This is a genomic window from Saccharothrix sp. NBAS 001, assembly GCF_056640475.1.
Genome location: NZ_CM153251.1, coordinates 3,179,478 through 3,202,219, shown reverse-complemented (window position 1 = coordinate 3,202,219; position 22,742 = coordinate 3,179,478). Strand labels below are relative to the sequence as shown.

Annotated in this window: 17 protein-coding genes; 10 read left to right on the top strand and 7 right to left on the bottom strand. The window is 74.6% G+C overall.

The window, feature by feature from the left end; genetic code table 11:
• Positions 1-232 precede the first annotated feature (232 nt).
• On the top strand, positions 233-2,071 hold the full coding sequence (gene asnB / locus AC0HI0_RS13485; protein ID WP_480932677.1) for an asparagine synthase (glutamine-hydrolyzing): 1,839 nt from the start codon (positions 233-235) through the stop codon (positions 2,069-2,071).
• A gap of 244 nt (positions 2,072-2,315) precedes the next feature.
• Here asnB and AC0HI0_RS13480 read toward each other — a convergent pair whose 3' ends face one another.
• Complete coding sequence (locus AC0HI0_RS13480; RefSeq protein WP_480932676.1) at positions 2,316-3,488, bottom strand: MFS transporter; 1,173 nt, start codon at positions 3,486-3,488, stop codon at positions 2,316-2,318.
• A gap of 264 nt (positions 3,489-3,752) precedes the next feature.
• On the opposite strand from AC0HI0_RS13480, the gene AC0HI0_RS13475 reads away from it, so the two are divergent.
• Positions 3,753-4,898 carry an ROK family transcriptional regulator gene (locus AC0HI0_RS13475; protein ID WP_480932675.1) on the top strand — a complete coding sequence of 382 codons (1,146 nt, stop codon included), beginning with the start codon at positions 3,753-3,755 and terminating at the stop codon, positions 4,896-4,898.
• A gap of 3 nt (positions 4,899-4,901) precedes the next feature.
• Here the strand turns inward: AC0HI0_RS13475 and AC0HI0_RS13470 are convergent, their stop codons facing one another.
• Positions 4,902-6,005 carry a cytochrome P450 family protein gene (locus AC0HI0_RS13470; RefSeq protein ID WP_480932674.1) on the bottom strand — a complete coding sequence of 368 codons (1,104 nt, stop codon included), beginning with the start codon at positions 6,003-6,005 and terminating at the stop codon, positions 4,902-4,904.
• 99 nt (positions 6,006-6,104) lie between these two features.
• On the opposite strand from AC0HI0_RS13470, the gene AC0HI0_RS13465 reads away from it, so the two are divergent.
• The 8 genes from AC0HI0_RS13465 (at position 6,105) to AC0HI0_RS13430 (ending at position 15,089) form a co-directional block, all read left to right on the top strand.
• Complete coding sequence (locus AC0HI0_RS13465; RefSeq protein ID WP_480932673.1) at positions 6,105-6,599, top strand: MarR family winged helix-turn-helix transcriptional regulator; 495 nt, start codon at positions 6,105-6,107, stop codon at positions 6,597-6,599.
• Positions 6,600-6,629: 30 nt separating this feature from the next.
• Complete coding sequence (locus AC0HI0_RS13460; protein WP_480932672.1) at positions 6,630-7,460, top strand: class I SAM-dependent methyltransferase; 831 nt, start codon at positions 6,630-6,632, stop codon at positions 7,458-7,460.
• A gap of 188 nt (positions 7,461-7,648) precedes the next feature.
• Positions 7,649-8,974, top strand: coding sequence for a purine-cytosine permease family protein (locus AC0HI0_RS13455; protein WP_480932671.1), 1,326 nt, complete (start codon positions 7,649-7,651; stop codon positions 8,972-8,974).
• Positions 8,975-9,005: 31 nt separating this feature from the next.
• Positions 9,006-10,580, top strand: coding sequence for a hydantoinase/oxoprolinase N-terminal domain-containing protein (locus AC0HI0_RS13450; RefSeq protein ID WP_480932670.1), 1,575 nt, complete (start codon positions 9,006-9,008; stop codon positions 10,578-10,580).
• 3 nt (positions 10,581-10,583) lie between these two features.
• Complete coding sequence (locus tag AC0HI0_RS13445) at positions 10,584-11,654, top strand: DUF917 domain-containing protein (protein ID WP_480932669.1); 1,071 nt, start codon at positions 10,584-10,586, stop codon at positions 11,652-11,654.
• A 17-nt stretch (positions 11,655-11,671) separates the two neighbouring features.
• Positions 11,672-12,391 carry an SDR family oxidoreductase gene (locus AC0HI0_RS13440; RefSeq protein ID WP_480932668.1) on the top strand — a complete coding sequence of 240 codons (720 nt, stop codon included), beginning with the start codon at positions 11,672-11,674 and terminating at the stop codon, positions 12,389-12,391.
• Positions 12,392-12,402: 11 nt separating this feature from the next.
• Positions 12,403-13,476: a DUF917 domain-containing protein gene (locus AC0HI0_RS13435; RefSeq protein WP_480932667.1), complete on the top strand. Its 1,074-nt coding sequence runs from the start codon at positions 12,403-12,405 to the stop codon at positions 13,474-13,476.
• Complete coding sequence (locus AC0HI0_RS13430) at positions 13,473-15,089, top strand: helix-turn-helix domain-containing protein (protein ID WP_480932666.1); 1,617 nt, start codon at positions 13,473-13,475, stop codon at positions 15,087-15,089. The genes AC0HI0_RS13435 and AC0HI0_RS13430 overlap by 4 nt, the downstream gene beginning before the upstream one ends.
• Positions 15,090-16,068: 979 nt before the next feature.
• Here AC0HI0_RS13430 and AC0HI0_RS13425 read toward each other — a convergent pair.
• The 5 genes from AC0HI0_RS13425 to AC0HI0_RS13405 all read right to left on the bottom strand — a co-directional run bounded on the left by AC0HI0_RS13425 (position 16,069) and on the right by AC0HI0_RS13405 (position 22,538).
• The gene (locus AC0HI0_RS13425) at positions 16,069-16,467 is read right to left on the bottom strand and encodes a restriction endonuclease (protein ID WP_480932665.1); all 399 of its coding nucleotides are present in this window, start codon (positions 16,465-16,467) and stop codon (positions 16,069-16,071) included.
• Positions 16,379-17,593, bottom strand: a complete 1,215-nt coding sequence (locus AC0HI0_RS13420; protein ID WP_480932664.1) for a PLP-dependent cysteine synthase family protein — start codon at positions 17,591-17,593, stop codon at positions 16,379-16,381. Before AC0HI0_RS13420 ends, AC0HI0_RS13425 begins: the two co-directional genes overlap by 89 nt.
• Positions 17,590-19,362 carry an ABC transporter ATP-binding protein gene (locus AC0HI0_RS13415; protein WP_480932663.1) on the bottom strand — a complete coding sequence of 591 codons (1,773 nt, stop codon included), beginning with the start codon at positions 19,360-19,362 and terminating at the stop codon, positions 17,590-17,592. Before AC0HI0_RS13415 ends, AC0HI0_RS13420 begins: the two co-directional genes overlap by 4 nt.
• A gap of 186 nt (positions 19,363-19,548) precedes the next feature.
• Positions 19,549-21,861 carry an FtsX-like permease family protein gene (locus AC0HI0_RS13410; RefSeq protein ID WP_480932662.1) on the bottom strand — a complete coding sequence of 771 codons (2,313 nt, stop codon included), beginning with the start codon at positions 21,859-21,861 and terminating at the stop codon, positions 19,549-19,551.
• Complete coding sequence (locus tag AC0HI0_RS13405; RefSeq protein WP_480932661.1) at positions 21,858-22,538, bottom strand: ABC transporter ATP-binding protein; 681 nt, start codon at positions 22,536-22,538, stop codon at positions 21,858-21,860. The genes AC0HI0_RS13410 and AC0HI0_RS13405 overlap by 4 nt, the downstream gene beginning before the upstream one ends.
• Positions 22,539-22,742: the final 204 nt, after the last annotated feature.

The following is a 22,742-nucleotide window of genomic DNA, read 5'->3' as shown; positions in this document are numbered from 1 at the left end:
CAGCCGGCGGAGTTCCGCGTCGAGCGGGGGTGGTGGCCCGCCTCGGCTGCGCCGCGTGCACCGGGTGGTCCGGCGGACCTCGGCGCGTGCGGACCTACCGAAGTGACGTGCGCGACAGTCCGTAATCAAACGGGGACGGAGCGTGCAATTCGGGCAGACAAACGTCACTACTGGGTGTTACATCGCGGTAGAGGATAGTTGTCCTTGCTAAGTAGTTGCGGGGAGGTCCGCTATGTGCGGTATCACCGGATGGGTTTCCTACGACGTCGACCTGGCGCGGCGGCAGGACACCGTCGACGCCATGACCGGGACCATGGCCTGCCGGGGGCCCGACGACTCCGGCACGTGGGTGCGCGACCACGTCGCCCTGGGGCACCGCCGGCTCGCGATCATCGACCTGCCGGGCGGGCGGCAGCCGATGTCCGTGCGCACGCCCGGCGGCGAGGTCGCCCTGGTCTACAGCGGCGAGACCTACAACTTCACCGAGCTGCGCGACGAACTCTCCCGGCTGGGCCACGTCTGGGAGACCGACAGCGACACCGAGGTCGTGCTGCACGGCTACCTCCAGTGGGGCGACGCCGTCGTGGACCACCTCAACGGCATGTACGCGTTCGCGATCTGGGACGAGCGCGACGACAAGCTGGTGATGATCCGCGACCGGATGGGGATCAAGCCGTTCTACTACCAGCAGACCCGCGACGGCGTGCTGTTCGGCTCGGAGCCCAAGGCGATCCTGGCCAACCCGCTGGCCCGGCGCGTGGTGGACACCGACGGGCTGCGCGAACTGGTGGCGCACACCAAGAAGCCCGGCTGGTCGCTGTGGAAGGACGTCGTCGAGGTCCCGCCGGGCGCGATCGTCACCGTCGACCGCGGCGGTGTCCGCGCCCGCACCTACTGGCGGCTGGAAGCCCGCCCGCACACCGACGACCGGGACACCACCGTCGCCCGCGTCCGCGAGCTGATGACCGACATCGTGCACCGCCAGCTGGTCGCCGACGTGCCGCGCTGCGTGCTGCTGTCCGGCGGCCTGGACTCCAGCGCCGTCACCGGGCTGGCCGCCGCGCACCTGGCCGGCCAGGGCGAGCGGGTGCGCACCTTCTCGGTGGACTTCACCGGCCAGGAGGAGAACTTCCGGGCCGACGACATGCGGCCCACCCCCGACTCGCCCTACGTCCGCGACGTCGCGGGCCTGGTCGGGTCGGCGCACGAGGACGTCGTGCTCGACCCGTCGGACCTGACCGACCCGGTCTCGCGCCGCGCGATGATCACCGCGCGGGACATCCCGGTCGGCATGGGCGACATGGACGTGTCGCTCTACCTGCTGTTCAAGGCGATCCGCGCGCAGTCGACGGTGGCGCTGTCCGGCGAGTCGGCCGACGAGGTGTTCGGCGGCTACCGGTGGTTCCACGACGAGTCGGCCGACGCGGACACCTTCCCGTGGCTGGCGTTCCGCAACGTGCTGATGAACAACCGGACCGCCATGTACGACAAGGGCCTGGTGCGCCGCCTGGGGTTGCGGGACTACATCGGCGACCAGTACCGGACGGCGGTGGCCGAGGTCGAGCCGCTCGACGGCGAGTCCGCGCGCGAGGCCCGGATGCGCGTGGTCTGCCACCTGCACCTGACCCGGTTCGTGCGAATCCTGTTGGACCGCAAGGACCGCGCGTCCATGGCGGTCGGCCTGGAGGTGCGGGTGCCGTTCTGCGACCACCGGCTGGTCGAGTACGTGTACAACACGCCGTGGGCGCTCAAGACGTTCGACGGCCGGGAGAAGAGCCTGCTGCGGCACGCCACCGAGCACGTCCTGCCCGCGTCGGTGCGCGACCGGGTCAAGAGCCCCTACCCGTCGACGCAGGACCCCGCCTACGCGGCGGCGTTGCAGCAGCAGGCCAAGGAGGTGCTGGCCGAGCCGGGCCACGCGGTGTTCGACCTGGTCGACCGGGCGTGGGTGCACCGGGTGTCCGAAGTGGACGCGGCGGCCATGGAGCCGACCGACCGGGTCGGCCTGGACCGGCTGCTCGACCTGTACCACTGGATCGACCTGTACCGCCCGGAACTCCAGCTCGCCTGACCGCCCCCGCCCGCCGCCGCCCCGCCCGGGGGCCGGCGGCGGGTGCGCCCGGCCTCCGCCGCTCGTCGACAGGGTGTCCGCGCGATGCCGACGTCCGGCCATGCGGGACGACGGGGCCGGTCGGCGTGGCGGCCCAGCCGTCGACGGACCGGCCGGCCACGCCCCGGCGGGTCGCGCGCGGCGAGTCCGGACCGCCACCCGGCCGCACCGGGGCCGCCGACGCGCGGTCAGCGGTGTCGCGCGGTCATTTCGCCCCGTTCGCCGGGCGCAGCACGCCGGCGAACGCGACCAGGCCGCACGCCAGCGCGGTGACCACGATGAACGACACGGTCAGCGAGGTCGCCTGGGCGATCCCGCCGATCAGCGACGGGGCGACCAGGCTGGAGGTGTAGGTGACGGTCGCGACGCCCGCGATCGCCCGGCTCGGGTTGGCCCCGCTGCGGCCGGCGGCGGCGAACGCCAGCGGCACCACGACCGCGATGCCCAGCCCCAGCAGGCCGAAGCCGCCGATCGCGGGCAGCGGGCCCGGTGCCAGGACCACCAGCACGCCGCCCGCCGCGGCGACCAGCCCGCCGAGCCGGACTGCGCGCACCGCGCCGATCCGGTCGACCACGGCGTCGCCCGCGATCCGGGCCACCGCCATGGTCAGCGCGAACCCGGTGGTCGAGGCCGCCGCCACGCCGGCCGAGGTGCCCAGCACGTCGCGCAGGTAGACCGCCGACCAGTCCAGGCTCGCGCCCTCGGCGAACACCGCGCAGAACCCGACCGCGCCGATCAGCAGCGCGGACTTCGGCGGCAGGGTGAACCTCGGCGGCGGCTCCTCGTCGTGCGCGGGGCGCACGTCGAGCACGCGCCGGGTCGCCACGAGCCCGGCGGCGGTCAGCACCAGGGCCGCGACCAGGTGGTGCAGCGGGGCGGGCACCTCGAAGTGCGCGGCGGCGGTGCCGGCGGCCGAGCCGAGCAGCGCGCCGACGCTCCACATCCCGTGCAGGCCGGACATGATCGAGCGGCCCAGCCGCTGCTCGACCTCCACGCCGATGGCGTTCATCGTCACGTCGGAGGTGCCCGCGCACGCGCCGAACACGAACAGCGCCGCGCACAGCGTGAGCAGGTTCGGGGCCAGCGCGGGCAAGGTCAGCGCCAGCGTCCACAGCGCGAGCAGGCCGCGCAGCGTCGCCTTGCTGCCGAACCGGTGGCCGAGCCGGGCGGCGAACGGCATGACCAGCGCCGAGCCGATCGCCGGGAACGCCAGCGCGAGCCCCAGTTGGCCCGCGCCGAGCGAGGCGTGCTCCTGGATCCACGGGACCCGCGTGGCGAACGACCCGAGCACCGCGCCGTGCACCAGGAACACCGCCGCGATCGCGAACCTGGCGCGCCGCACGGTCGGTGCGTCGCCCTCCACCACTGTCTCGCCCACGTGCCCACCCTCCCCGAGTGCCGACTTCCCGTCCCCGGCGGCGTCGCGTGCCCGTGGCCGTGACGCCGCGCCGCCGGTCGCCGCCGGCCCGCTGCCTGCCGGATACCCGCTGACCGATCCCTCGACCGGGCGACTTCCGGTCGCCCGGACCGCCGTGGCCGGTTTCGCGGTGCCGGGCGGGTGGCCGGGCGACGGTTGCCGAAATTATCAGGAAGGTTTCCTGAAAGAAAGGGTGTCGGGTTCCGGTCTGCGAAGATCCCCGGTATGCCCGCATCACCGAGCGCCGCTCGTGCGATCAACGACCGGGAGGCGCTGCGCCTCCTGCGGTCCGGCCCGTTGACGGCCGGCGACCTCACCCGGCTCACCGGCCTGTCCCGCCCGACCATCGCCGACCTGGTCCGCCGCCTCGGCGACGCGGGCCTGGTCACCGTGGTCGGCGAGGCCGACGTGCGGCGGCGCGGCCCGAACGCCCAGCTCTACGGCATCGTCCGGACCCGCGCGCACGTGGCCGCGCTGGACGTCCGCACGCACAGCGTGTCCGTCGTGGTGGCCGACCTGCTCGGCGAGGTGCTGGCCGAGGCGTCGACCCCGATCGGCCCGGCGACGACGACCGAGCACGCGGTGGCCCGGACGCTCACCCTGCTCACCGACACCGCGTTCGAGGCGGGCGCGCCGACGCTGCACTCGGTGGGCATCGGCGTGCCGGGCGTGGTCGACCCGCGCACCGGCGGGCTGCGCGGCACCGCCGGCCTGCCCCGCTGGCACGGCGAGGTGCTGGCCGAGCTGCGCGCCCGCCTCGACGGCCGGCTGCTGGTGGAGAACGAGACCAGCGTGGCCGCGGTCGCCGAGCACCGCCTGGGCGCGACCCGCGACCTCGACACGTTCGCCCTGCTCTGGCTCGGCCACGGCACGGGCGCGGCGCTGGTGGTCGGCGGCGGCCTGCACCGGGGCGCGTCCGGCGGGGCGGGCGAACTCGGCTTCCTGCCGGTACCCGGCCGGCCGTGGCCGACCGGCGGCGGGTTCCACGGCCTGGCCTCCTCCTCGGCGATCGCGGAGCTGGCGGCCGGACACGGGATCGTGCCGTCGTCGGCGGACCTGGCGGGCGCGGCGGCGGTGCGCGAGGCGGTCGCGGCCGGTGCGGCCGGGTTCCTGGACGCCCTCGCCGACCGGGTAGCGGTGGGCGCGGCGTCGATCGCGGCCGTCCTCGACCCGGGGTGCGTGGTGCTGGGGGGCGAGGTCGGCCGCGCGGGCGGCGAGGAGCTGGCGTCCCGGGTGGCCGACCGGCTGGCGGCGGCCTCACCCGTCACGACCGAGGTGCGGCCGAGCGCTTTGGGCGGTGAGGCGGTGCTGCGCGGTGCGCTGCTGGCGGCGTGCGAGTCGGCGCAGGAGGACGTGTTCGTCACCGCCTGACCTCTACCTCCTCCCGGTCCGGCCCCGCTCCAGCACCACGGGGAGCGCGGTGAGCCGGCTGCCCATGATCCCGCCGGGGCCGGTGTGCCGGAGTTCGGCCGGCGGCACGGCCAGGCGCGCCTGCGGGTAGTCCTCGCGCAGCACGGCGACGACCGCGCGCAGTTCCAGCAGCGCGAGCTGGGCGCCGACGCAGAAGTGGGGGCCCGCGCCGAAGGTCAGGTCGTCGGCGCGGGCCGGGTCGGCGTTGACCGCCGCGATGTCGACCAGCACGGGGGAGCGCGCGGGCAGGTGCTCGCCGGCCAGGTCGAGCGCGGTGGTGGTGAAGCGCCACAGCGAGTACGGGGCGGGCGGGTGCCGGCGCAGGACGTCCCGGACGAAGTCGGCTTCGGCGGCGGCGGAGGGCCGCTCGGCGAGCGCGTGCGCGACGGTGGACCCCAGCGCCGCGTCGGTGGTGAGCTGACCGGCGAAGATCAGGCTGAACAGGTGGTAGCGCAGTTCGGCCCGGGTGGTGCCGGGCGGGACGCGGTCGCGCAGCCCGGCGGCCAGGCCGGCCCCGTCCACCCCGTGGTCGGCGACGGCTTCGAGTTCGGCGATCGCGACCGCCGGGTCGCCCTGGACCAGCAGCCGGCACGCGGCGGCGGCCCGGTCGACCTGCACCAGGGGGATGCCGAGCAGGTCGAGCAGCACGGTCAGCGGGTAGCGGGTGGTGAACTCGGCCATCAGGTCGACCTCGCGGGGCAGCTCGGCGAGCAGCCGGCGGGCGGTGGCGTGGACGCGGTCGGCGTTCTCCGCCACGCGTTTCGCGCTCAGCAGCGGGGCGTGGGCGCGGCGCAGGCGGGCGTGCTCGGGGCCGTCGAGCGTGGTCAGGGACGGTTGTTCGGCGGCGGTCCGCTCCAGCCCGGCCCGGCGCGGGTCCCACGGCGCGGCGGCCGGGTCTTTGACGATGCGCGGGTCCGCGAGCACCTCGCGGGCCAGTTCGGCGTCGGTGACGATCCAGACCGGCCCGCCGGCCGGTGCTTCGGCGCGGACGACGGGCCCGGCGTGCGGCCCGGGGCGGTCCGGACCGGTCCCGGTGAGGCGGCGGTCGGTGGCGGCGAAGTGGCGCACGAGAACTCCCCCAAGTTGGCTTCATGCTGAAGTGGCTTCACTGTGAAGCTAGATTGAGGGTCGGTAGGTTGTCAACGCACGCGATCAAGGGGAGTGGCGATGGACGAGGCCGGCGAGCGCGCCGCGCGACTGCTGGACGGGCTGCGGTCGTTCGGCGCGAACTACACCGAGTTCACCGGCCGGTTCGCGCACTGGCTCGGCCTGCACTCCACCGACGCCACCGCACTCGCCGAGATCCTCTACGCCGAGGACCAGGGCACCCCGCTGACCCCGACCAGGCTCAGCGAACGCCTGTCGCTGACCACCGGGGCGACCACCAACCTGCTCAACCGGCTGGAGAAGCTCGGCCACGTCGTGCGCACCCGCGAGCACACCGACCGGCGCGTGGTCACCCTGCGCAGCAGCCCCGACATCGAGGCGCCCGCCCGCCGGTTCTTCGGCCCGCTCGCCGGCCACCTCGACGCCCTGGTCGCCCAGTGCCCACCCGGCCAGCTGGACCTGGTCGAGGACTTCCTGGACCGCCTGCGCGACACCATGCGCACCGCGCTGGCCGACCCGCCGCCGCAGCGCCCGACGCCCGGCGCGACGCCGTAGCGGGGCGAGGGGTTGCGCTAGCGTGGCAGCATGACCGGCACGGGTGGAGTTCCTGCGGGCCAAGCGTTCCTGCGCGCCTACCACGACCGGACGCCCGGCACGATGGCGAGCAGCGTCCTGGCGAACCCGGCGGCCGACGGGCGCACCAGCTACCAGGTCGTGGCCGACCACGTGGCCGGCGCCCGGCGGGTGCTCGACCTGGGCTGCGCCGACGGCACGCTGCTCGCGCTGCTGCCCGGCGCGGACCTGCTGGCCGGGATCGACCTGTCCGAGGGCGAGCTGGCCCTGGCGCGCCGGCGGCCCGGACTGGCCGACGCCGACCTGCGCGTCGGACGCGCCCAGGAGCTGCCGTTCGCGGACGGCTCGTTCGACGCGGTCGTGTCGCACCTCGCGCTCATGCTGATGTCCGACGTCGACCGGGTCGTCGCCGAGGCGGCCCGGGTGCTGGTGCCGGGCGGGCGGCTCGCGGTCGCGGTCGGCGTCGGCCCGGTCCCGGGCGGCGTGCTCGACCTGTTCCTGTCACTGGCCCGGCCGTACTTCGCGGCGGTGCCGCCGGAGCGGCGGGTCCCGCCCCTGGGCGACCGGCGCGCCCGCAGCCGCGAAGGGCTCGACGGGCTGCTGACCGGCGTCGGTTTCGCGCCGGTCTCCTGGCAGGAGGTCGACCTGGAGCTGACCGGCACCCCCGAACAGCTCTGGGCCGCCGCCGTGCCGAGCTACTACGACATGACGACCCTGGACGACGCGCAGCTCACGCGGCTGCACGACGAGTTCGTCGGCCGGGTCGCCGCCCTGGCCGAGACCGGTCCGCCCGCCGGCGGCGCACGCGTCGGCGTGGCCACGACCCGGCTCGCCACGCCCTGACCCCCGACCCGGGCACCTTCCGCCACACCGGGTGACGGCCGCTCCCGCGTGCGGTGAACGCGCGCCCGCCGACTGTGCACAGTCCACAGCCGGCGGACCCCACCTGTGCTCTCTGCACACTGACGCGGCCACGAACTGCTCTTACGGTTACCGGCTAATCGCTCCTCCCGCAGATCAAGGGGGTTGGCATGGCCTCGTCCGTCGCTGTCGACGACTACGCGTCGACCAGGGTGCCCCGGCACGCCCGCTACCCGTGGTGGTCGATCGCCGTGCAGCGGTTCGGCCAGATGTCCGCGCTCAGCCAGTTCCTGCTCGGCTCGACCCTCGGCTTCGGCATGTCCTTCGGTGACGCCTTCCTCGCCCTCACCCTGGGCGCGGTCATCCTGGAGGTCGTCGCCGTGTTCGTCGGGATCATCGGCGTCCGCGAAGGACTGTCCACCTCGGTGCTCACCCGCTGGACCGGGTTCGGCCGCGCCGGGTCGGCGGTGATCGGGCTGGCCATCGGGATCAGCCTGATCGGGTGGTTCGGCATCCAGACCGCCGTGTCGGCGCGCGGGCTGTCCGCCCTGGTCGGTGGACTGCCCGAATGGGGTTGGGCACTGGTGTTCGGGCTGGTCGTCACCGCGATCGTGCTGCGCGGCTTCCACTCGATGGCGTGGACCGCCTACCTGACCGTGCCCGCGTTCCTGGTGCTGGTCGGCTGGTCGGTGATCAGCGAGCTGTCCCGGCACGACCTGGGCGCGCTGGCGACCTCCGCGCCGCCGGGCCCGCAGCTGAGCCTGCTGCAGGGCACCACGCTGGTCGCCGGCGGGTTCATCGTCGGCGCGCTGATCACCCCGGACATGACCCGGTTCAACCGCTCCGCGCGGGACGTGGTCAAGCAGACCCTGGTCGGCGTCACGCTCGGCGAGTACGTCATCGGCCTGTCCGGGGTGCTGCTCGCGCACGCCGTCGGCACCGCCGACGTCACCCTGATCGTCACCTCGTCGGTCGGCTGGGTCGGCGTGCTGGTCGTGGTCGCCGGCACCCTCAAGATCAACGACTGGAACCTGTACTCGTCCGGCCTGGGCCTGGTCAACTTCGTCGGCACGGTGTTCGGCAGGCACGTCGACCGGGGCCTGGCCACCGCCCTGGTCGGCCTGGTCGGCAGCGTGCTCGCGGCGGCCGGGATCCTCGACGGGTTCACCGAGTTCCTGATCGTGCTCGGCGTCGCGTTCCCGCCGATCGCCGGGATCATGGTCGCCGAGTACTTCGTCGTCCGGCGCTGGCGCGGCGACCTCGACGCCGCCCGCGCCGCCGGCACCCTGCCGCCCGAAGCGCCGCTGTGGGTGCCCGCGACGCTGGTCGTCTGGGTCGCCTCGGCCCTGGTCGGCCGGTTCGTCGAAGTCGGCCTGGGCAGCGTGAACTCGCTGGTGGTCGCCTTCGTGCTCTACGTCGTCGCGGGCCGGCTCGGCCTGGTGCGCGGGATCGGCCGCAGCCGCACCGACGACGCGCCGCCCGCACCCACGCACTGATCCGCAACCCGCAGAAACCGGAGGCCCGCCCGTGCGCATCGGCATCGACGTCGGCGGCACGAACACCGACGCCGTCCTTCTGGCCGGCACCCCCGGCGACACCCCCGGCGACACCGCCGTGCTCGCCGCCGTCAAGACCGGCACCACCCCCGACGTCACCTCCGGCATCGTCGCCGCGATCGACGGGCTGCACCGGCAGCACCCGTTCGACCCGGCCGCCGTGCGCGCCGTGATGATCGGCACCACCCACTTCATCAACGCCCTGGTCGAAGCCCGCCGGCTGGCCCCGACCGCGGCCGTCCGGCTCAGCCTGCCCGCCGGCTCCTCCCTGCCGCCCATGGTCGACTGGCCCGACCGGCTGGTCACCGCCATCAGCGGACGCGGCTACCCGGTGCACGGCGGCCACGAGTTCGACGGCCGCCACATCGCCGAACTCGACGAGGCCGAACTGCGCGCGGCCGCCGACGACATGGGCCGCGCCGGCATCCGCAGCGTCGCCATCACCTCGGTGTTCTCCCCGGTCAACGCCGAGTTCGAGATCCGCGCGGCGGAGATCATCGCCGCCGAGCTGCCCGACGTGGCCATCTCGCTGTCCCACGAGATCGGCCGGATCGGCCTGCTGGAACGGGAGAACGCCACCATCGTCAACGCCGCCCTGCGCGAACTGGCGGCCGGCATCGTGGACGGGCTCGCGGCCTCGGTCGCCGGCGCGGGCATCACCGCGCCGCTCTACCTCAGCCAGAACGACGGCACCCTGATGGACGTCGACTTCGCCCGCCGCTACCCGGTCGCCACGTTCGCGTCCGGGCCCACCAACTCGATGCGCGGCGCGGCCGTGCTGTCGGGCCTGGACACCTGCGCGGTGGTCGACGTCGGCGGCACCACCAGCGACGTCGGCGTGCTCAACCAGGGGTTCCCGCGCGAGGCCACCACCGAGGTCAGCGTCGCCGGCATCCGCACCAACTTCCGGATGCCCGACGTGCTCTCGGTCGGCGTCGGCGGCGGCAGCCTGGTGCGCGGCGGGCCCGCGCGGGTCACCGTCGGCCCCGACTCGGTCGGCTACCAGCTCACCGCGAAAGCCCTGGTGTTCGGCGGCGACACGCTCACCGCCACCGACCTCGCGGTCGCCGCCGGACGCGCCGACATCGGCGACAAGAGCCTGGTCGCGCACCTGGACCCCGACCTCGTCCGGGCCGCGCTGGAGCGGATCGCCGCCGACACGGCCGACGCCGTCGAGCGGATGCGGACCTCCGCCGAGCCGCTGCCGGTCGTCGCGGTCGGCGGCGGGTCGATCCTGCTGCCCGACGAGTTCCCCGGCGTCGGCGCGGTCCGCCGGCCGGACCACCACGCGGTGGCCAACGCGATCGGCGCGGCCATCGCCCAGGTCGGCGGCGAGGTCGACCGGGTGTACGCGATCGAACCCGGCCGCCGCGACGCCGTCGTGGACGAGGCCAAGCAGGAAGCGGTGGACCGCGCCGTCGCGGCCGGCGCCCGACCGTCCACAGTGGACATCGTCGACTTCGACGAGGTCCCGATCCCCTACCTGCCGGGCAACGCCACCCGGATCCGGGTCAAGGCGGTCGGCGACCTCCAGATGGGGAGCTGAGACATGCGGGAGATCACCGAAACCGACCTGGCCGACCTCGCGCGCGGAGCGGCCGTCCTGGGCACGGGCGGCGGCGGCGACCCGTACATCGGCCGGCTGCTGGCCGCCTCGGCGGTCCGCGCCCACGGCCCCGTGCCCCTGGTCACGCTGGACGACCTGCCCGACGACGCCACCGTGCTGCCGGTCGCGATGATGGGCGCACCCACCGTGATGGTGGAAAAACTGCCGTCCACCGACGAGATCGCCACCGCCGCCCGGACCCTCGCCGGCTACCTCGGCCGCGAACTCACCCACATCGCCTGCGCCGAAGCCGGCGGCGTCAACTCGCTGATCCCGGTCGCCGCCGCCGCGCAACTCGGCCTGCCGCTGCTGGACGCCGACGGCATGGGCCGGGCGTTCCCGGAGATCCAGATGGTCCTGCCCACCCTCTACGGGGTGCGCGCCACCCCGATGGCCATCGCCGACGACAAGGGCAACAAAGGCGTCCTGGACACCGTCGACAACCTCTGGGCCGAACGGCTCGCCCGCAGCGCCACCATCGACATGGGGTGCTCGGCGATGATCGCCTCGTTCGCCATGACCGGCCGCCAGGCCCGCGAGGCGCTCGTGCCCGCAACCCTGTCGCTGTGCGTCGAACTCGGCGAACTCGTCCGCACCGCACGCGCCGCCCACGCCGACCCCGTCGCCGCCCTGGTGACCCGGCTCGGCGGGCGCGAGCTGTTCTCCGGCAAGGTGGTCGACGTGCGCCGGCGCACCGCCTCCGGGTTCGCGCGCGGCGACGCCCGACTGTCCGGAATGGACGGTGACGCCGGGTCGTCACTGGTGCTCAGGTTCCAGAACGAACACCTGGTCGCCGAGCGCGACGGCGTCGTCCAGGTGTCCGTACCCGACCTGATCTGCGTGCTGGACCGCGAATCCGGCGAGGCGGTGACCACCGAGAGCCTCCGGTTCGGGCAGCGCGTCGCGGTGATCGCCGCGCCCGCCGACCCGCGCTGGCACACCCCCGAGGGCCTGGCCCTGGCCGGCCCCCGCTACTTCGGCTACGACCACGACCCGGTCCGGGTCACGGCGTGAACCACCCAGGAGGACAGATGGGCACGCTCGACGGCCGGACCGTCGTCGTCATCGGCGGCGGTACCGGCATCGGCCTCGAAGTGGCCCGGCGCTCCGTCGCGGCCGGCGCGCGAGTCGTGCTCGGCGGGCGCACCGAGACCACCCTCGCCGCCGCCACCCGCGAACTCGGCGTCGCCGCGCGCCACCACGTCGTCGACACCGGCGACCAAGCCTCGCTCGCCGCGTTCTTCGCCGAGGTGAACCAGGTCGACCACCTGTTCACCACCGCCGCGACCTACCGGGTCGGGCCGATGCTCGCGCTCACCGACGAAGACGCGGAAAGCCCGTTCACCTCCAAGTTCTGGGGCCAGTACTACGCGGTCAAGCACGCCGCGCCGAAACTCGCCCAGGACGGCTCGATCGTGCTCATGGCCGGCGCGGCGAGCGTCCGGCCACCCGCCGCCGCACCCGCGTACGTGGCGTGCAACGCCGCCGTCGAAGGACTCGGCCGGGGCCTGGCCGTCGAACTCGCACCGGTCCGGGTGAACGTCATCTCACCCGGCACCACCGCCGGCAACCTGTGGTCCCAGCGGCCCGAAGAGGCGCGCGCGGCGGCGTTCGGGCAGTACGAGCGGGACACCCTGCTGCACCGGGTCGGCACCGAGGCCGAGGTGGCCGACGCCGTCCTCTACCTGTTCGGCAACCGCTACACCACCGGCTCGACCCTCTACCCGGACGGCGGCTACGCCCTGCGCTGACCACTTCCGCCGTGCACCTGCCCGACCCCGGCCCGCGCCGGACCGACCCGGACTCGCCGGACATGGGCGAGACTGTCCACATGCGCATCGACCGGGACGACGTCGCCGCGCTGGAACTGGGCGCCACCCTGCTCGGCTCCGGCGGCGGCGGCGACACCGTGTGGGCGGCCACCGTGCTGCGCCGACGGCTCGCGGCCGGCCGCCGCCTCACCGTCACCCCGCCCGACGACCTGCCGCCGGACACCCCGGTCGTGCCCGTCGGCGTCGTCGGCGCGACCGCCGTGCTGTCCGAGAAACCACCCGGCGGCGAGGAGTTCCGCACCGCCGTGGCGGCCGTCGAGCGGTGGACCGGCGACCGCGCGGGCGCGCTGATGACCATCGAGATCGGCGGCCTCAACGGACTGCTCCCGCTGCTCGCCGCCGACGACCTCGACCTGCCCTACGTCGACGCCGACCTCGCCGGGCGCGGCCTGCCCCGGCTCGACCAGCTCACCACGGCCGCCGCCGGGCGCGGCGTCGCGCCCGCCGCGCTCGCCGCACCCGGCGGACAGGTCCTGGTGCTCGCCGGCGGCTCGCCGTCGGACGTCGAACGCGCCGTACGCGGGTTCCTGACCGTGATCGGCGGGTGGGCGGTGCTCGCCCTGCACCCGATCCGCGCGGCCGAACTGCCCGCGTGCGCGGTCGTCGGCAGCGTCGGCGGCGCGCTGGACCTCGGCCGGCGGGCGGACGCCGGAGACGTCCTCGCCACCGGCCGCGTGGTCGAAGTCGCCCGCCGGCACGGACCGGGCTTCGGCCGGGGCAGCGTCACCGTCCGGGACCACGGGACCGGCGCGTTGCTGCGCCTGGAGATGGAGAACGAGTACCTGCTGGCGTTGCGCGACGGCGCGCCCGTCGCGGGCACGCCCGACGTGCTGACCGTGCGCGACCGCCGGACCGGCGCGCCGATCTCGTGCTACCACGTGCGGCAAGGCGCGGAGGTCGTCGTGGCGCGGCTGGCCGGGCCCGCGTTCTGGCACGACCCCCGGCACCTGCCGGTGGTCGAGCCCAGGGCGTTCGGCATCGACAGCGACCCGGTGCCCGCGTGACCACCGTGCGCGGGCTGCTGGCCCTGCCGGAATGGGCCGGAACCACCCTGCTGGCCGGTGGCGAGGGCGTCGAGCGGCAGGTGCGGTCGGTGCGCCCGGCGCTCGACCTCACCCCCGACCACCCGATCGCGCCCGGTGAACTCGTCGTCCTGGCCCGGCCGCCGGCACCGGGGGACTGGCGGATCGACGCCCTGCTCCGCCGCATCGCCGACGCGGCCGGCGCGGGCGTCCTCCTGTCCGGCCCCGACACCCCGCTGCACGCCACCCGCCTGCTGGCCGACCGGCTGGGCGTCCCCCTGCTGTCCACCCGGTCCGAACCGCTGGACCTCCTGGTGGCCGCCCGCCTGACCCTGGCCGCCCCGGACCTGGCCCGCGCCGAGCTGGTCCTGGCCGTGCAGCGGGCCCTGGACTCGCGGCTGCGCACGCCGGAGGAGATCGTCACGACCCTGCAAGACCGGCTCGACGTGCCGGTAGCCCTCCTGGACGACCGGGGCGACCCGCTGGCCGGTGCCCCGATCGCCGCGCCCGTGCGCGTGCACGAGCCGGTCCCGCAACGCATCGACGCCCCGGACACCGTCCTGCTGGCCCACCCCGTCCTGTTGCCCCACCCGTCGCCGCCGGCGCACCCGACCCTGCCTCCCCACCCGAACCTGCCTCCCCACCCGAACGCCCCGGCGCACCCGAACCTCCCGGCACACCCACCCCACCCCGCCGCACCGCCCCGACCCCGCCCGAGCCTCTGGCTGGTCGCCGAGCTGCGCGGCGCGGCCACCGCCCGCGCCGACGTCATACCGCCCGCACTGGCGCTGGCGTCCGGCGCGGTCCAACGGTGGCTGCTGGCCAACCGCCTGGAACTCGAACGCGACGCGCGATCCCGGACCGCCCTCCTGGGCGACCTCCTCCGCCTGGACGGCGAGCCCACCGCCGACCTGCGTCGCCGAACCGCCGACGCCGGCTGGCCGTTGGGCGGGTGGCACGTCGGCATCCGGATCGGCGTACCGTCCACAGTGGACACGGTGGCGCGTCGCCCCGACGTGGCAACCGCCCTGCGCGCCGCCGGGGTCGAAGCCGTGGTCGTGGAACACGGCGACGGCTGGACCGCCTGGACCACGTTCGACCAGGAACCCACCGCAGCCCGCGTGCGCGCCCTGGGCGTCAGCCTGCGCGCGGCACAACGCGACCTGCGCCGAACCGTGCACGCGCACATGGGCGTCGGCCGGCCACACGCACGTTCCGACGGCCTCGCGAAAACCGTCGGCGAGGCCACCGACGCCGCCCACCTGGCCGCGACCCGCACCGAAGGCGGCAACTTCCTGCACGTCGACCAGTTGGGCATGGCCCAACTCCTGCTGGAATGGACCCGCACCGACACGTTCGAACCCGCCGCCCGCGCACTGCTGGCCGGCCTGTCGCCAGAGGCGGTGCGGACCCTGGCCACCTACCTGGACGCCGAGTCCTCCATCGCCGAGACAGCCGCAACCCTCGGCGTCCACCGCAACACCGTGGCATCCCGCATCGCACGAATCGAACAGGACCTGGGCGTCGACCTCTCACATCGCGACGAGCGCCTGGCCCTCCACCTGGCCTGCCGAACCGTGCTGCCACCCACCTGACCCCGGTCCACGCCTGCGCCCACCACGCTGCTCCGCATCCCTGGCCCCGCATCGTTGGCCCACATGCCTGGCCCCACACCCCTCAGCGCCGGATCTCGCGCCGACGCTGCGCCCGCTCACATACCCTGCCGCACCCTCGTCACAGCCTCGACCGCCGTCACCGGAGACCATCACCCACGACCATCACCCACGACCATCACCCACGACCATCACCCGCGACCGCCGACCGCGACCGCCGACCGCGACCCCGGTGGGGCCGCCCGGTGGGGACTGACGGCCCGGACTGATTGGCGGGGACTGACAGCCAGGACCGCCTTCGCGATCGCCTGGCGCGCACCTGCCCAGCGGCGTGCCGTGCGAGCGGCTGCGCCGTGCTATGCGGGCGACCGCGCACTGCGGCGCGCGGCGTGGTGAGCCCCGGCGCGCTCCCGCCGTGCCTGGTGCCTGGTGTGCGCCGCCGTGTGCGCGTTCGGAGCGGGATCGCATTGCTGTGGCTTGGGCATCGTGGTTCGCGGGGTGGTTCGCGGGTTTGGACCGCTGGCACCTCGGAGTTGTAGGTCGCCAGAGTCGCCTCCGTGCCTATTTAGGCTCATGCTTTGAACCCGTGATCAGGTTGTCATGAAATCGCTTCTTCACCTGATTCGGCGACAACCTGCGAAGAAAGCAGGGGGCGAGTGGCCGATGGGGGACAGTCTAGCCGATGGGTCCGTTCCGGCGCGGCAATCCGTTCTGGTCGGGAGTTTCGCGCTTGGCCGTTATCGGGGAATGTCGAGGCGTCGGTCCGGAGCGGCTCGGGTCGGTCTGCGGTAGCTGTGGGTGGGTTGCTGGCGCTGTTCGGTTGTCGGCGTCGAATGGGGTGTTGGTGCGGGATCTGCGGGGTGCAATAGCCCGGAGCCCGGAGCGGGAGGCTGGGGAGCGGGAGGCTGGGGAGCGGAGGCGGGGGAGCGGAGGCGGGGGAGCGGAGGCGGGGGAGCGGGGTTTAAGGTCGGGGGAGGGGTACAGGTGGTAGGCCGGTGGTGGGTGGCGCGGTTCCGGTTCTGGCCCATTCGGCTAGTTGGGTGCGATCGATCAGGGTTATGCCGGTTGCGTCGGCTATTTCGCGCGCCGGTTTGGTGTAGGTCGTCGTGGTGATGATCAGGGCGTGGTGGGCACCGTGCACGGCTCGGGCGGTGCCGGCGAAGCGTTGTACGTCCGGACTGCTTACTTTTGCGGTTTCCGGGTTGTAGCGTTTGCATTGCACGACTATTCGGGCACCCGAGGGGCTTCTCGCGACCACGTCCGCGCCCGCGTCACCCGACCGGCCGACTACGTGCACGTCCCTGCAACCCGATCGGCGCAGTAAGCGAGCTGTCCAGTGTTCGAACTCGGGGCCGGTCATACCGTCCGTCACCGTGATCAGGCGGTCTCGTTCGGCCTGGAGACGTCGTTGTGCCGCACGATCGCGCCACCACCAGATGCCGCCGGCGGTGCCGACCGACGCCAGCAGGCCGGCGCCCACGGCGAACGGGACGGGGTGTTCGGCGACCAACCTCGGCAGTTGCGCCAGCACGATGATCGCGACCGCGATCCCGGCCACGGCCCACCCGGATACCCGCTTCTTCTTCCGACGTCCCATCGCGCAGCACGACCGGCCCTGCCGGTCCCGTCCGGTGCAGCAGTTGGCACGCTCCCCACAGCGCGGCACCGGTCGACGGGCCGGCCCGCAGGCCCGCCGCCGCCAGGTGCCGCATCGCCGCGACGGCGGCCGCGTCCGGCACCGGGATCACCAGGTCGACCACCGAGGGGTCGAACGGGGGCTCGATCCGGGGCCGCCCGATGCCCTCGACGCGGGACGGCATCCCGGTGCCGTAGTCGGGGCTGTCGGTGACCCAGCCGGGGAAGTAGGCCGAGTTCTCCGGGTCGACCACGGCCACCCGGGTGGCGGCTCCGAGCCGCCGCAGGTGCCGGCCGACCACGCGGGAACTCGCGCCGGTGCCGACGCCGAGCACGATCCACGCGGGCTCGGGCACCTCGCGCAGGATCTCGACCACCAGCTCCGACGGCTCGTGCGCGTCGGTCGCGGGTCCGAGCCGGTTCAGGTGGTCGAGGTAGTGGCCGCCTGCGGCCAGGTCGCGGGCCCGGTCGTACACCGCGAGTGGCGGGTCCACCGGGACGCACACGCCGCCGTGCTCCTCGATCCGGGCCCGCTTGGCGGCCGGGGTGCGCGCGGGCACGACGGCGGTGAACGGCAACCCGAGCAGGCGGGCGAAGTAGGCCTCGGCCACGGCGATGTTGCCGCTGGCCGCGTCGACGAGCGGGGTGCTCTCGGTGATCAGGCCGCGTGCCGGCCCGTCGAGGAACAGGCTGCGCGCGAACCCGTGCTTGATGCTGCCGGTCGGCCGGGCCGACTCGTCCTTGACGAACAGCCCGTCCACCAGCGCCGGGACCAGCGGGGTCGCCGTGCCGGCCGCCTGTTCGGCGGTCAGCGCGGCGACCGCGCGGCCGGGCCCGTCCGCGTCGCTCACGTGACGGCGTCGGTCAGCTTGTCGTCGTCGGCGAGGAAGCCGCCCGACTGGTGGTGCCACAGGCGGGAGTACGGGCCGCGTGCGCGCAGCAGTTCGTCGTGCGTGCCCTGTTCCAGCACGCGGCCTTCGTCGAGCACGATCAGCCGGTCCATGCGCACGACGGTGCTCAACCGGTGGGCGACGACGAGCGCGGTGCGGTCCTCCATCAGCCGCCACAGGGCTTCCTGGACCAGGACCTCGTTCTCCGAGTCCAGCGCGCTGGTCGCCTCGTCGAGCAGCAGGATCGGGGCGTCGCGCAGGATCGCGCGGGCCAGGGCCACCCGCTGCCGCTGGCCGCCGGACAGCTTCACGCCGCGCTCGCCGACCAGGGTGTCGAAGCCGTCGGGCAGGTCGTCGGCGAAGTCCGCGACGTGCGCGGCTTCGGCGGCGCGCCGGATGTCGGCCTCGGTCGCGCCGGGGCGGGCGAACGCGATGTTCTCGCGCAGCGTCCGGTGGAACATGGCGGGTTCCTGGGGCACGTAGGCGATCAGGCTGCGCAGGTCTTCCTGGCGCAGGCCCGCGATGTCCTGGCCGCCGACCAGGATGCGGCCGCCGTCGACGTCCATGAGCCGCAGCAGCAGGCGGGTGAGCGTGGTCTTGCCGCCGCCGGAGCGGCCGACCAGGCCGACCCGGTGGCCGCTGGGGATGTCGAGTTCCAGGCCGTCGAACAGCGGGCGGCCGGCGCTGTGCGCGAAGGTGACCCGGTCGAACCGGACGTCGGCGCCCTTGGGCCGCAACGGCTCCGGCGTCGGCGGGTCGAGCACCGTGGGCGGCTCCAGCAGCAGTTCGGTGAACTGGGCGGCTTCGGTGAGCGAGCTTTCCAGCCGGCGGTAGACCTGGTTGAACTCGAACATGATCCGGGTGGCGTTGGAGAAGTAGGCGAAGGTGACCATGATCGCCTCGACGCCCAGCCGGCCGTCGCTCAGGCCGACCGCGACCAGCAGGCCCAGCGCGTTGGTGAGCACCGACATGGGCGCGACCACCGTGTCGATGCGCAGGTTGCCGTAGTCCCAGGACCGCAGCATCAGCGTGCGCTGCTCGGCGACGCGGGCCCGGTGCTCGGCGGCCTCGCGGCGTTCGGCGGCGAACGCGCGGACGGTCTCCATGTTGGTCAGGGTGTCGGCGACGTGGCCGGACACCCGGGCGATGGCGGCCTCCCGGTCGTCCACCAGTTTCTGCCGGCGGCGCACGAGCGGCGCGATGACCAGGCCGGTGATCGCGATCAGGCCGACCAGGATCGCGACCAGCAGCGGGTCGTACTGCCACAGCACCACCGAGGCGAACGCGAGCGGCACGACGTTCGCGATCACCGAGAACGCCAGGGTGTCGACGAACTCCTCGAACCGGGACGAGAAGCTGAGCACGCGTTTGGTCAGCGAGCCGGCGAAGTTGTCGTGGAAGAACGCCGCGTCCTTGGCCAGCAGTTCTTCCATGCCGTCCACGCACAGCCGCTCGATGCCCCGGCCGTCGGTGCGGTTGAGGCAGTGCAGGCCGATCCGCCACAGGACTTCGGCGAGCAGCAGCAGCCCGGCGAAGCCGAGCACGTAGGGCAGGACGGTCGCCAGGTCGCCGGACGCGCCGCCGGCCAGCGCGCCGACCAGGGAGGCGACCACCAGCGGGGCGAGGTAGAGCATCGCGGTGTTGCCCAGCGCGGGCAGCAGCAGGCCGGGGACGGAGGTGCGCCGCTGGCGCGCCAACTCCCGGCTGTAGCGGCGCAGCGCCAGCAGCATCGCCTTCCTGCGGGTAGGGGATCCTCGATCGGCGCCGGAGATTCCGGGCACGGCCATCTGTCGCCCTCCAGGACGTGTCAGCGGCTGTTACCCGTACATGCTGCCCCAGCGACGGCGCGCGCGGCGATCGAATATCCGGCGAGTCCTTTGTGGACGGTGCCGGGCGGGGGTGCCCGGCACCGTCGTTCACTCGGCGCGCAGCGCGTTCGCGGTGCGGGTGCGCGCGGCCCACCCGGCGGGCAGCAGCGACCCGAGGACCGCGATCAGCAGGCCGCCGAGCACGAACAGCGCGAGTTCGGCCGGCTGGTAGGCCGCGTAGGCCGAGGCCGGCAGCGCGGTGCCCGCGCCCTCGCCCATGGCGGGCAGGATCGCCTCGTGCAGGGCCACCCCGACCGGCACGCCGATCGCCCCGCCGACGAGCCCGGCAGGCACGACCGAGCACACCACCAGCGCCACGGTCTGCCGGGGCGTCATGCCCAGTGCCTTGTGGACACCGAGGTCGCGCACCCGTTCGCGGGTGTCGAGCACCACCGTGTTGAGCACGCCCAGCCCGGCGACCACGACCAGCATCGTGGTCAGGATCGCGGTGAGCCCGCCGATCAGGGCCAGCGTGTCGCTGAACCCGGTGTCGCGGCCCGGCCGGGCCGCGGAGCCCAGCGGCTCCAGCGCGGCGTTGAGCCCGTCGAGGTAGGCGGTCGGGTCGGTGCCCGGGCGGGTGGCGATGTGGTAGCTGGTGGGTGCGAGGTCGGTGAACGCCGCCGCGTCGGCGAGGAGCTGGTGGCCGTCGTTGCGGGTGTCGAACACCTCGCCGACGATCCGGAACTCCAGCGCCCGGCCCCGGTCCTCGACCGTCAGGGTGTCGCCGAGCCGTTTGCCGGTGGCGAACAGCATCGTGGACGGCACGACGGCTTCGCCCGGCCCGTGGAACCACGTCCCGGAGATCAGCTGGTAGCCGCTGTGCGAGGTGTCGCCGGAGAACCCGAGCGCCACCACCGCCCCGGGCACCCCCGGTACGGACGTGCGGGTGCGGCCGATGCCGTAGTAGGCCGCCGTGCCGGGCTGCGCGTCGATCGCGGACGCCACCGCGACGGCGTCCACCTGCCGCGCGCTCGCCGGCGGGGTGCCGCCCGGCGCGCGGGGTTCGGGCGGGGGAGCCAGTCCCGCGGGGCCGCGTCCGCCGATCACGGCGTCCGCCGCGTCGGGGGTGCGGGCGGTCTGCACCGCGCTCAGCGACGTCCCGAGCCCGATCGCGAAGGTGACCGCCGTCGTCCCGAACACCACCGCCGCGACCAGGCCCGCGGCGCGCGCGGGCCGGGCGAACGGGCGGGTCAGGCCCAGGCCGACCGGGCGGGGCAGCGGCAGCCGCGCGAACAGCCGGGCGGCGCGGCGGCCCCGGCCCGGCCGGGGCGTGCGGCCGACCGCGATCGCGTCGACGGTGCGCAGCCGCCCGGCCCGCCACGCCGCCGCCAGCCCGGCCGCCGCGACCACGCCCAGCGCGCCGGCCACCACCACGGCGTCCACCAGGGGGTCGACCGGCCGCACCGGCGCGCCCAGCGCCTCGGCGGCGTCCGCCAGCACCGGGATCGCCAGCAGGTTCCCGGCGACCAGGCCGAGCGCGGTGCCGGCCGCCGCCGGGATCAGCGCCTGCGCCAGGTAGGCCCACACGACCTGCGCCGGGGTGAACCCGAGCGCTTTGAGGATCCCGATCCGGCGGGTGCCCGACGCGACCGCGCCCGCCACCACGTTGCCGACCACCAGCACCGACATCACCAGCCCGAGCACCCCGAAGGCGACCAGGAACGGCACGAACACGGCCGCCTCGCGCACCACCTCCAGCCGCACCACCAGCCACGACCGGGCCTCCGCCACCCCGGGCCCGGCGGCCTTGATCGCGGCGATCCCGGCGTCGACCCGGTCGGTGGTGTCGGCGGCGGCGAGCCGGTAGAGCACCTGGTAGCCCTCGGGCGAGGGCAGCGCGGCCGGCAGCACCCACGCCTCGGCGGACCGGCCGACCGAGCGCGCCACGCCGACCACGGTCAGCGTGGCGCCCAGCTCGGGGAACCCGATCCGCCTGCCCAGCAGGAACTCCGCGCCCGCACCCCCGGCGGCCAGCACGATCTCGCCGGGCCCGGACACCCACCGCCCGGCCGACACGGTGACCGCGTCCACCGGTCCGCCGGGGTCGGCGCGGCCCACCAGCGCCAGCGGCGCGCTGTCCACGCCGACCGCCTCGGGCGTGGCGGTCGTGGTCGGGAACGGGCCGGCCGTCGCGGTCACCCCCGGCACCGCCGGGACGCGGGGTTCGGTCGAGTAGCGGGCGGTGACGTGCGCGCCGCGCTGCTCGACGAACGACGTGTCGAACGGTTCGCCGGCCGCCACCAGCAGCGACCCGCCGAGCACGGACGCCGTCACCGCCATCGTCGTGGCCAGACCGATCACCGCCACCTGCACGCGCCGCCGCCCCACCCCGGAGCGCACCACGCGGCCCAGCGCGCTCATCGGGCGTCCTCCTCGGTGACGTGCCCGTCCACGATCCGGATCGTGCGGTTCGTGCACGACTTGGCCAGCTCCAGGTCGTGGGTGACCACGACCAGCGTCTGGCCCTCGGCGTTCAGCCCGGACAGCAGGGCGCCGACGTCCTCGCCGGACGCCGAGTCCAGCGCCCCGGTCGGCTCGTCGGCCAGCAGCAGCGCCGGCCGGTTCACCAGGGCGCGGGCCACCGCGACCCGCTGCCGCTCGCCGCCGGACAGCCGGCCCGGGTAGGCGTCGGCGTGCCGGTCCACGCCCAGCGCCGCGAGCAGTTCCGCCGAGCGCCGCCGCGCCCGGGCGCGGGAGGTGCCCGCGAGCTGGGCGGGCAGCGCCACGTTGTCCGCCACGGTCAGGTCGTCGAGCAGGTTGAAGAACTGGAACACCAGCCCGACCCGGGCCCGCCGGTAGCGGGCGGCGGCGGCCTCGCCCAGCCGGTCGACCCGCACCCCGTCGACGGTCACCGTGCCCTCGTCCGGCCGGTCCAGGCCCGCGATCAGGTTGAGCAGGGTCGACTTGCCGCTGCCGGACGGCCCGAGCACCGCGACGGCCTCGCCCGGCCGGACGGTCAGCGACGCCCCGTGCAGGGCGGGTGGTCCGCCGTCGTACCTGCGGCTCACGTCGCGCAGTTCGATCACCGGCGTGGTCATGCGTTTCTCCCGTGGTCCGAGCCGTTGGTGGGCGCGGTCGAAGCTAGGAGCGGGACGGGTCGGGCCGCGTCGGTCGGCGGAGCGGTTTCCGCTACCGCACGGGGATGACGGCCGGCGTTGTCATCCCTGCGGCGTAGTCCGGGGGAGCGGCCGAACCGCCTGCGGTGCCGATGCCCGGTGGTGCCGGGGTCGGTGAGAATGGCC

Bases quoted from the DNA above. Each gene is read 5' to 3' on its own strand.
- asnB (WP_480932677.1), top strand. From the start codon at position 233: ATGTGCGGTATCACCGGATGGGTTTCCTACGACGTCGACCTGGCGCGG.
- AC0HI0_RS13475 (WP_480932675.1), top strand. From the start codon at position 3,753: ATGCCCGCATCACCGAGCGCCGCTCGTGCGATCAACGACCGGGAGGCG.
- AC0HI0_RS13465 (WP_480932673.1), top strand. From the start codon at position 6,105: ATGGACGAGGCCGGCGAGCGCGCCGCGCGACTGCTGGACGGGCTGCGG.
- AC0HI0_RS13460 (WP_480932672.1), top strand. From the start codon at position 6,630: ATGACCGGCACGGGTGGAGTTCCTGCGGGCCAAGCGTTCCTGCGCGCC.
- AC0HI0_RS13455 (WP_480932671.1), top strand. From the start codon at position 7,649: ATGGCCTCGTCCGTCGCTGTCGACGACTACGCGTCGACCAGGGTGCCC.
- AC0HI0_RS13445 (WP_480932669.1), top strand. From the start codon at position 10,584: ATGCGGGAGATCACCGAAACCGACCTGGCCGACCTCGCGCGCGGAGCG.
- AC0HI0_RS13440 (WP_480932668.1), top strand. From the start codon at position 11,672: ATGGGCACGCTCGACGGCCGGACCGTCGTCGTCATCGGCGGCGGTACC.
- AC0HI0_RS13425 (WP_480932665.1), bottom strand. From the start codon at position 16,467: ATGACCGGCCCCGAGTTCGAACACTGGACAGCTCGCTTACTGCGCCGA.
- AC0HI0_RS13415 (WP_480932663.1), bottom strand. From the start codon at position 19,362: ATGCTGCTGGCGCTGCGCCGCTACAGCCGGGAGTTGGCGCGCCAGCGG.
- AC0HI0_RS13410 (WP_480932662.1), bottom strand. From the start codon at position 21,861: ATGAGCGCGCTGGGCCGCGTGGTGCGCTCCGGGGTGGGGCGGCGGCGC.
- AC0HI0_RS13405 (WP_480932661.1), bottom strand. From the start codon at position 22,538: ATGACCACGCCGGTGATCGAACTGCGCGACGTGAGCCGCAGGTACGAC.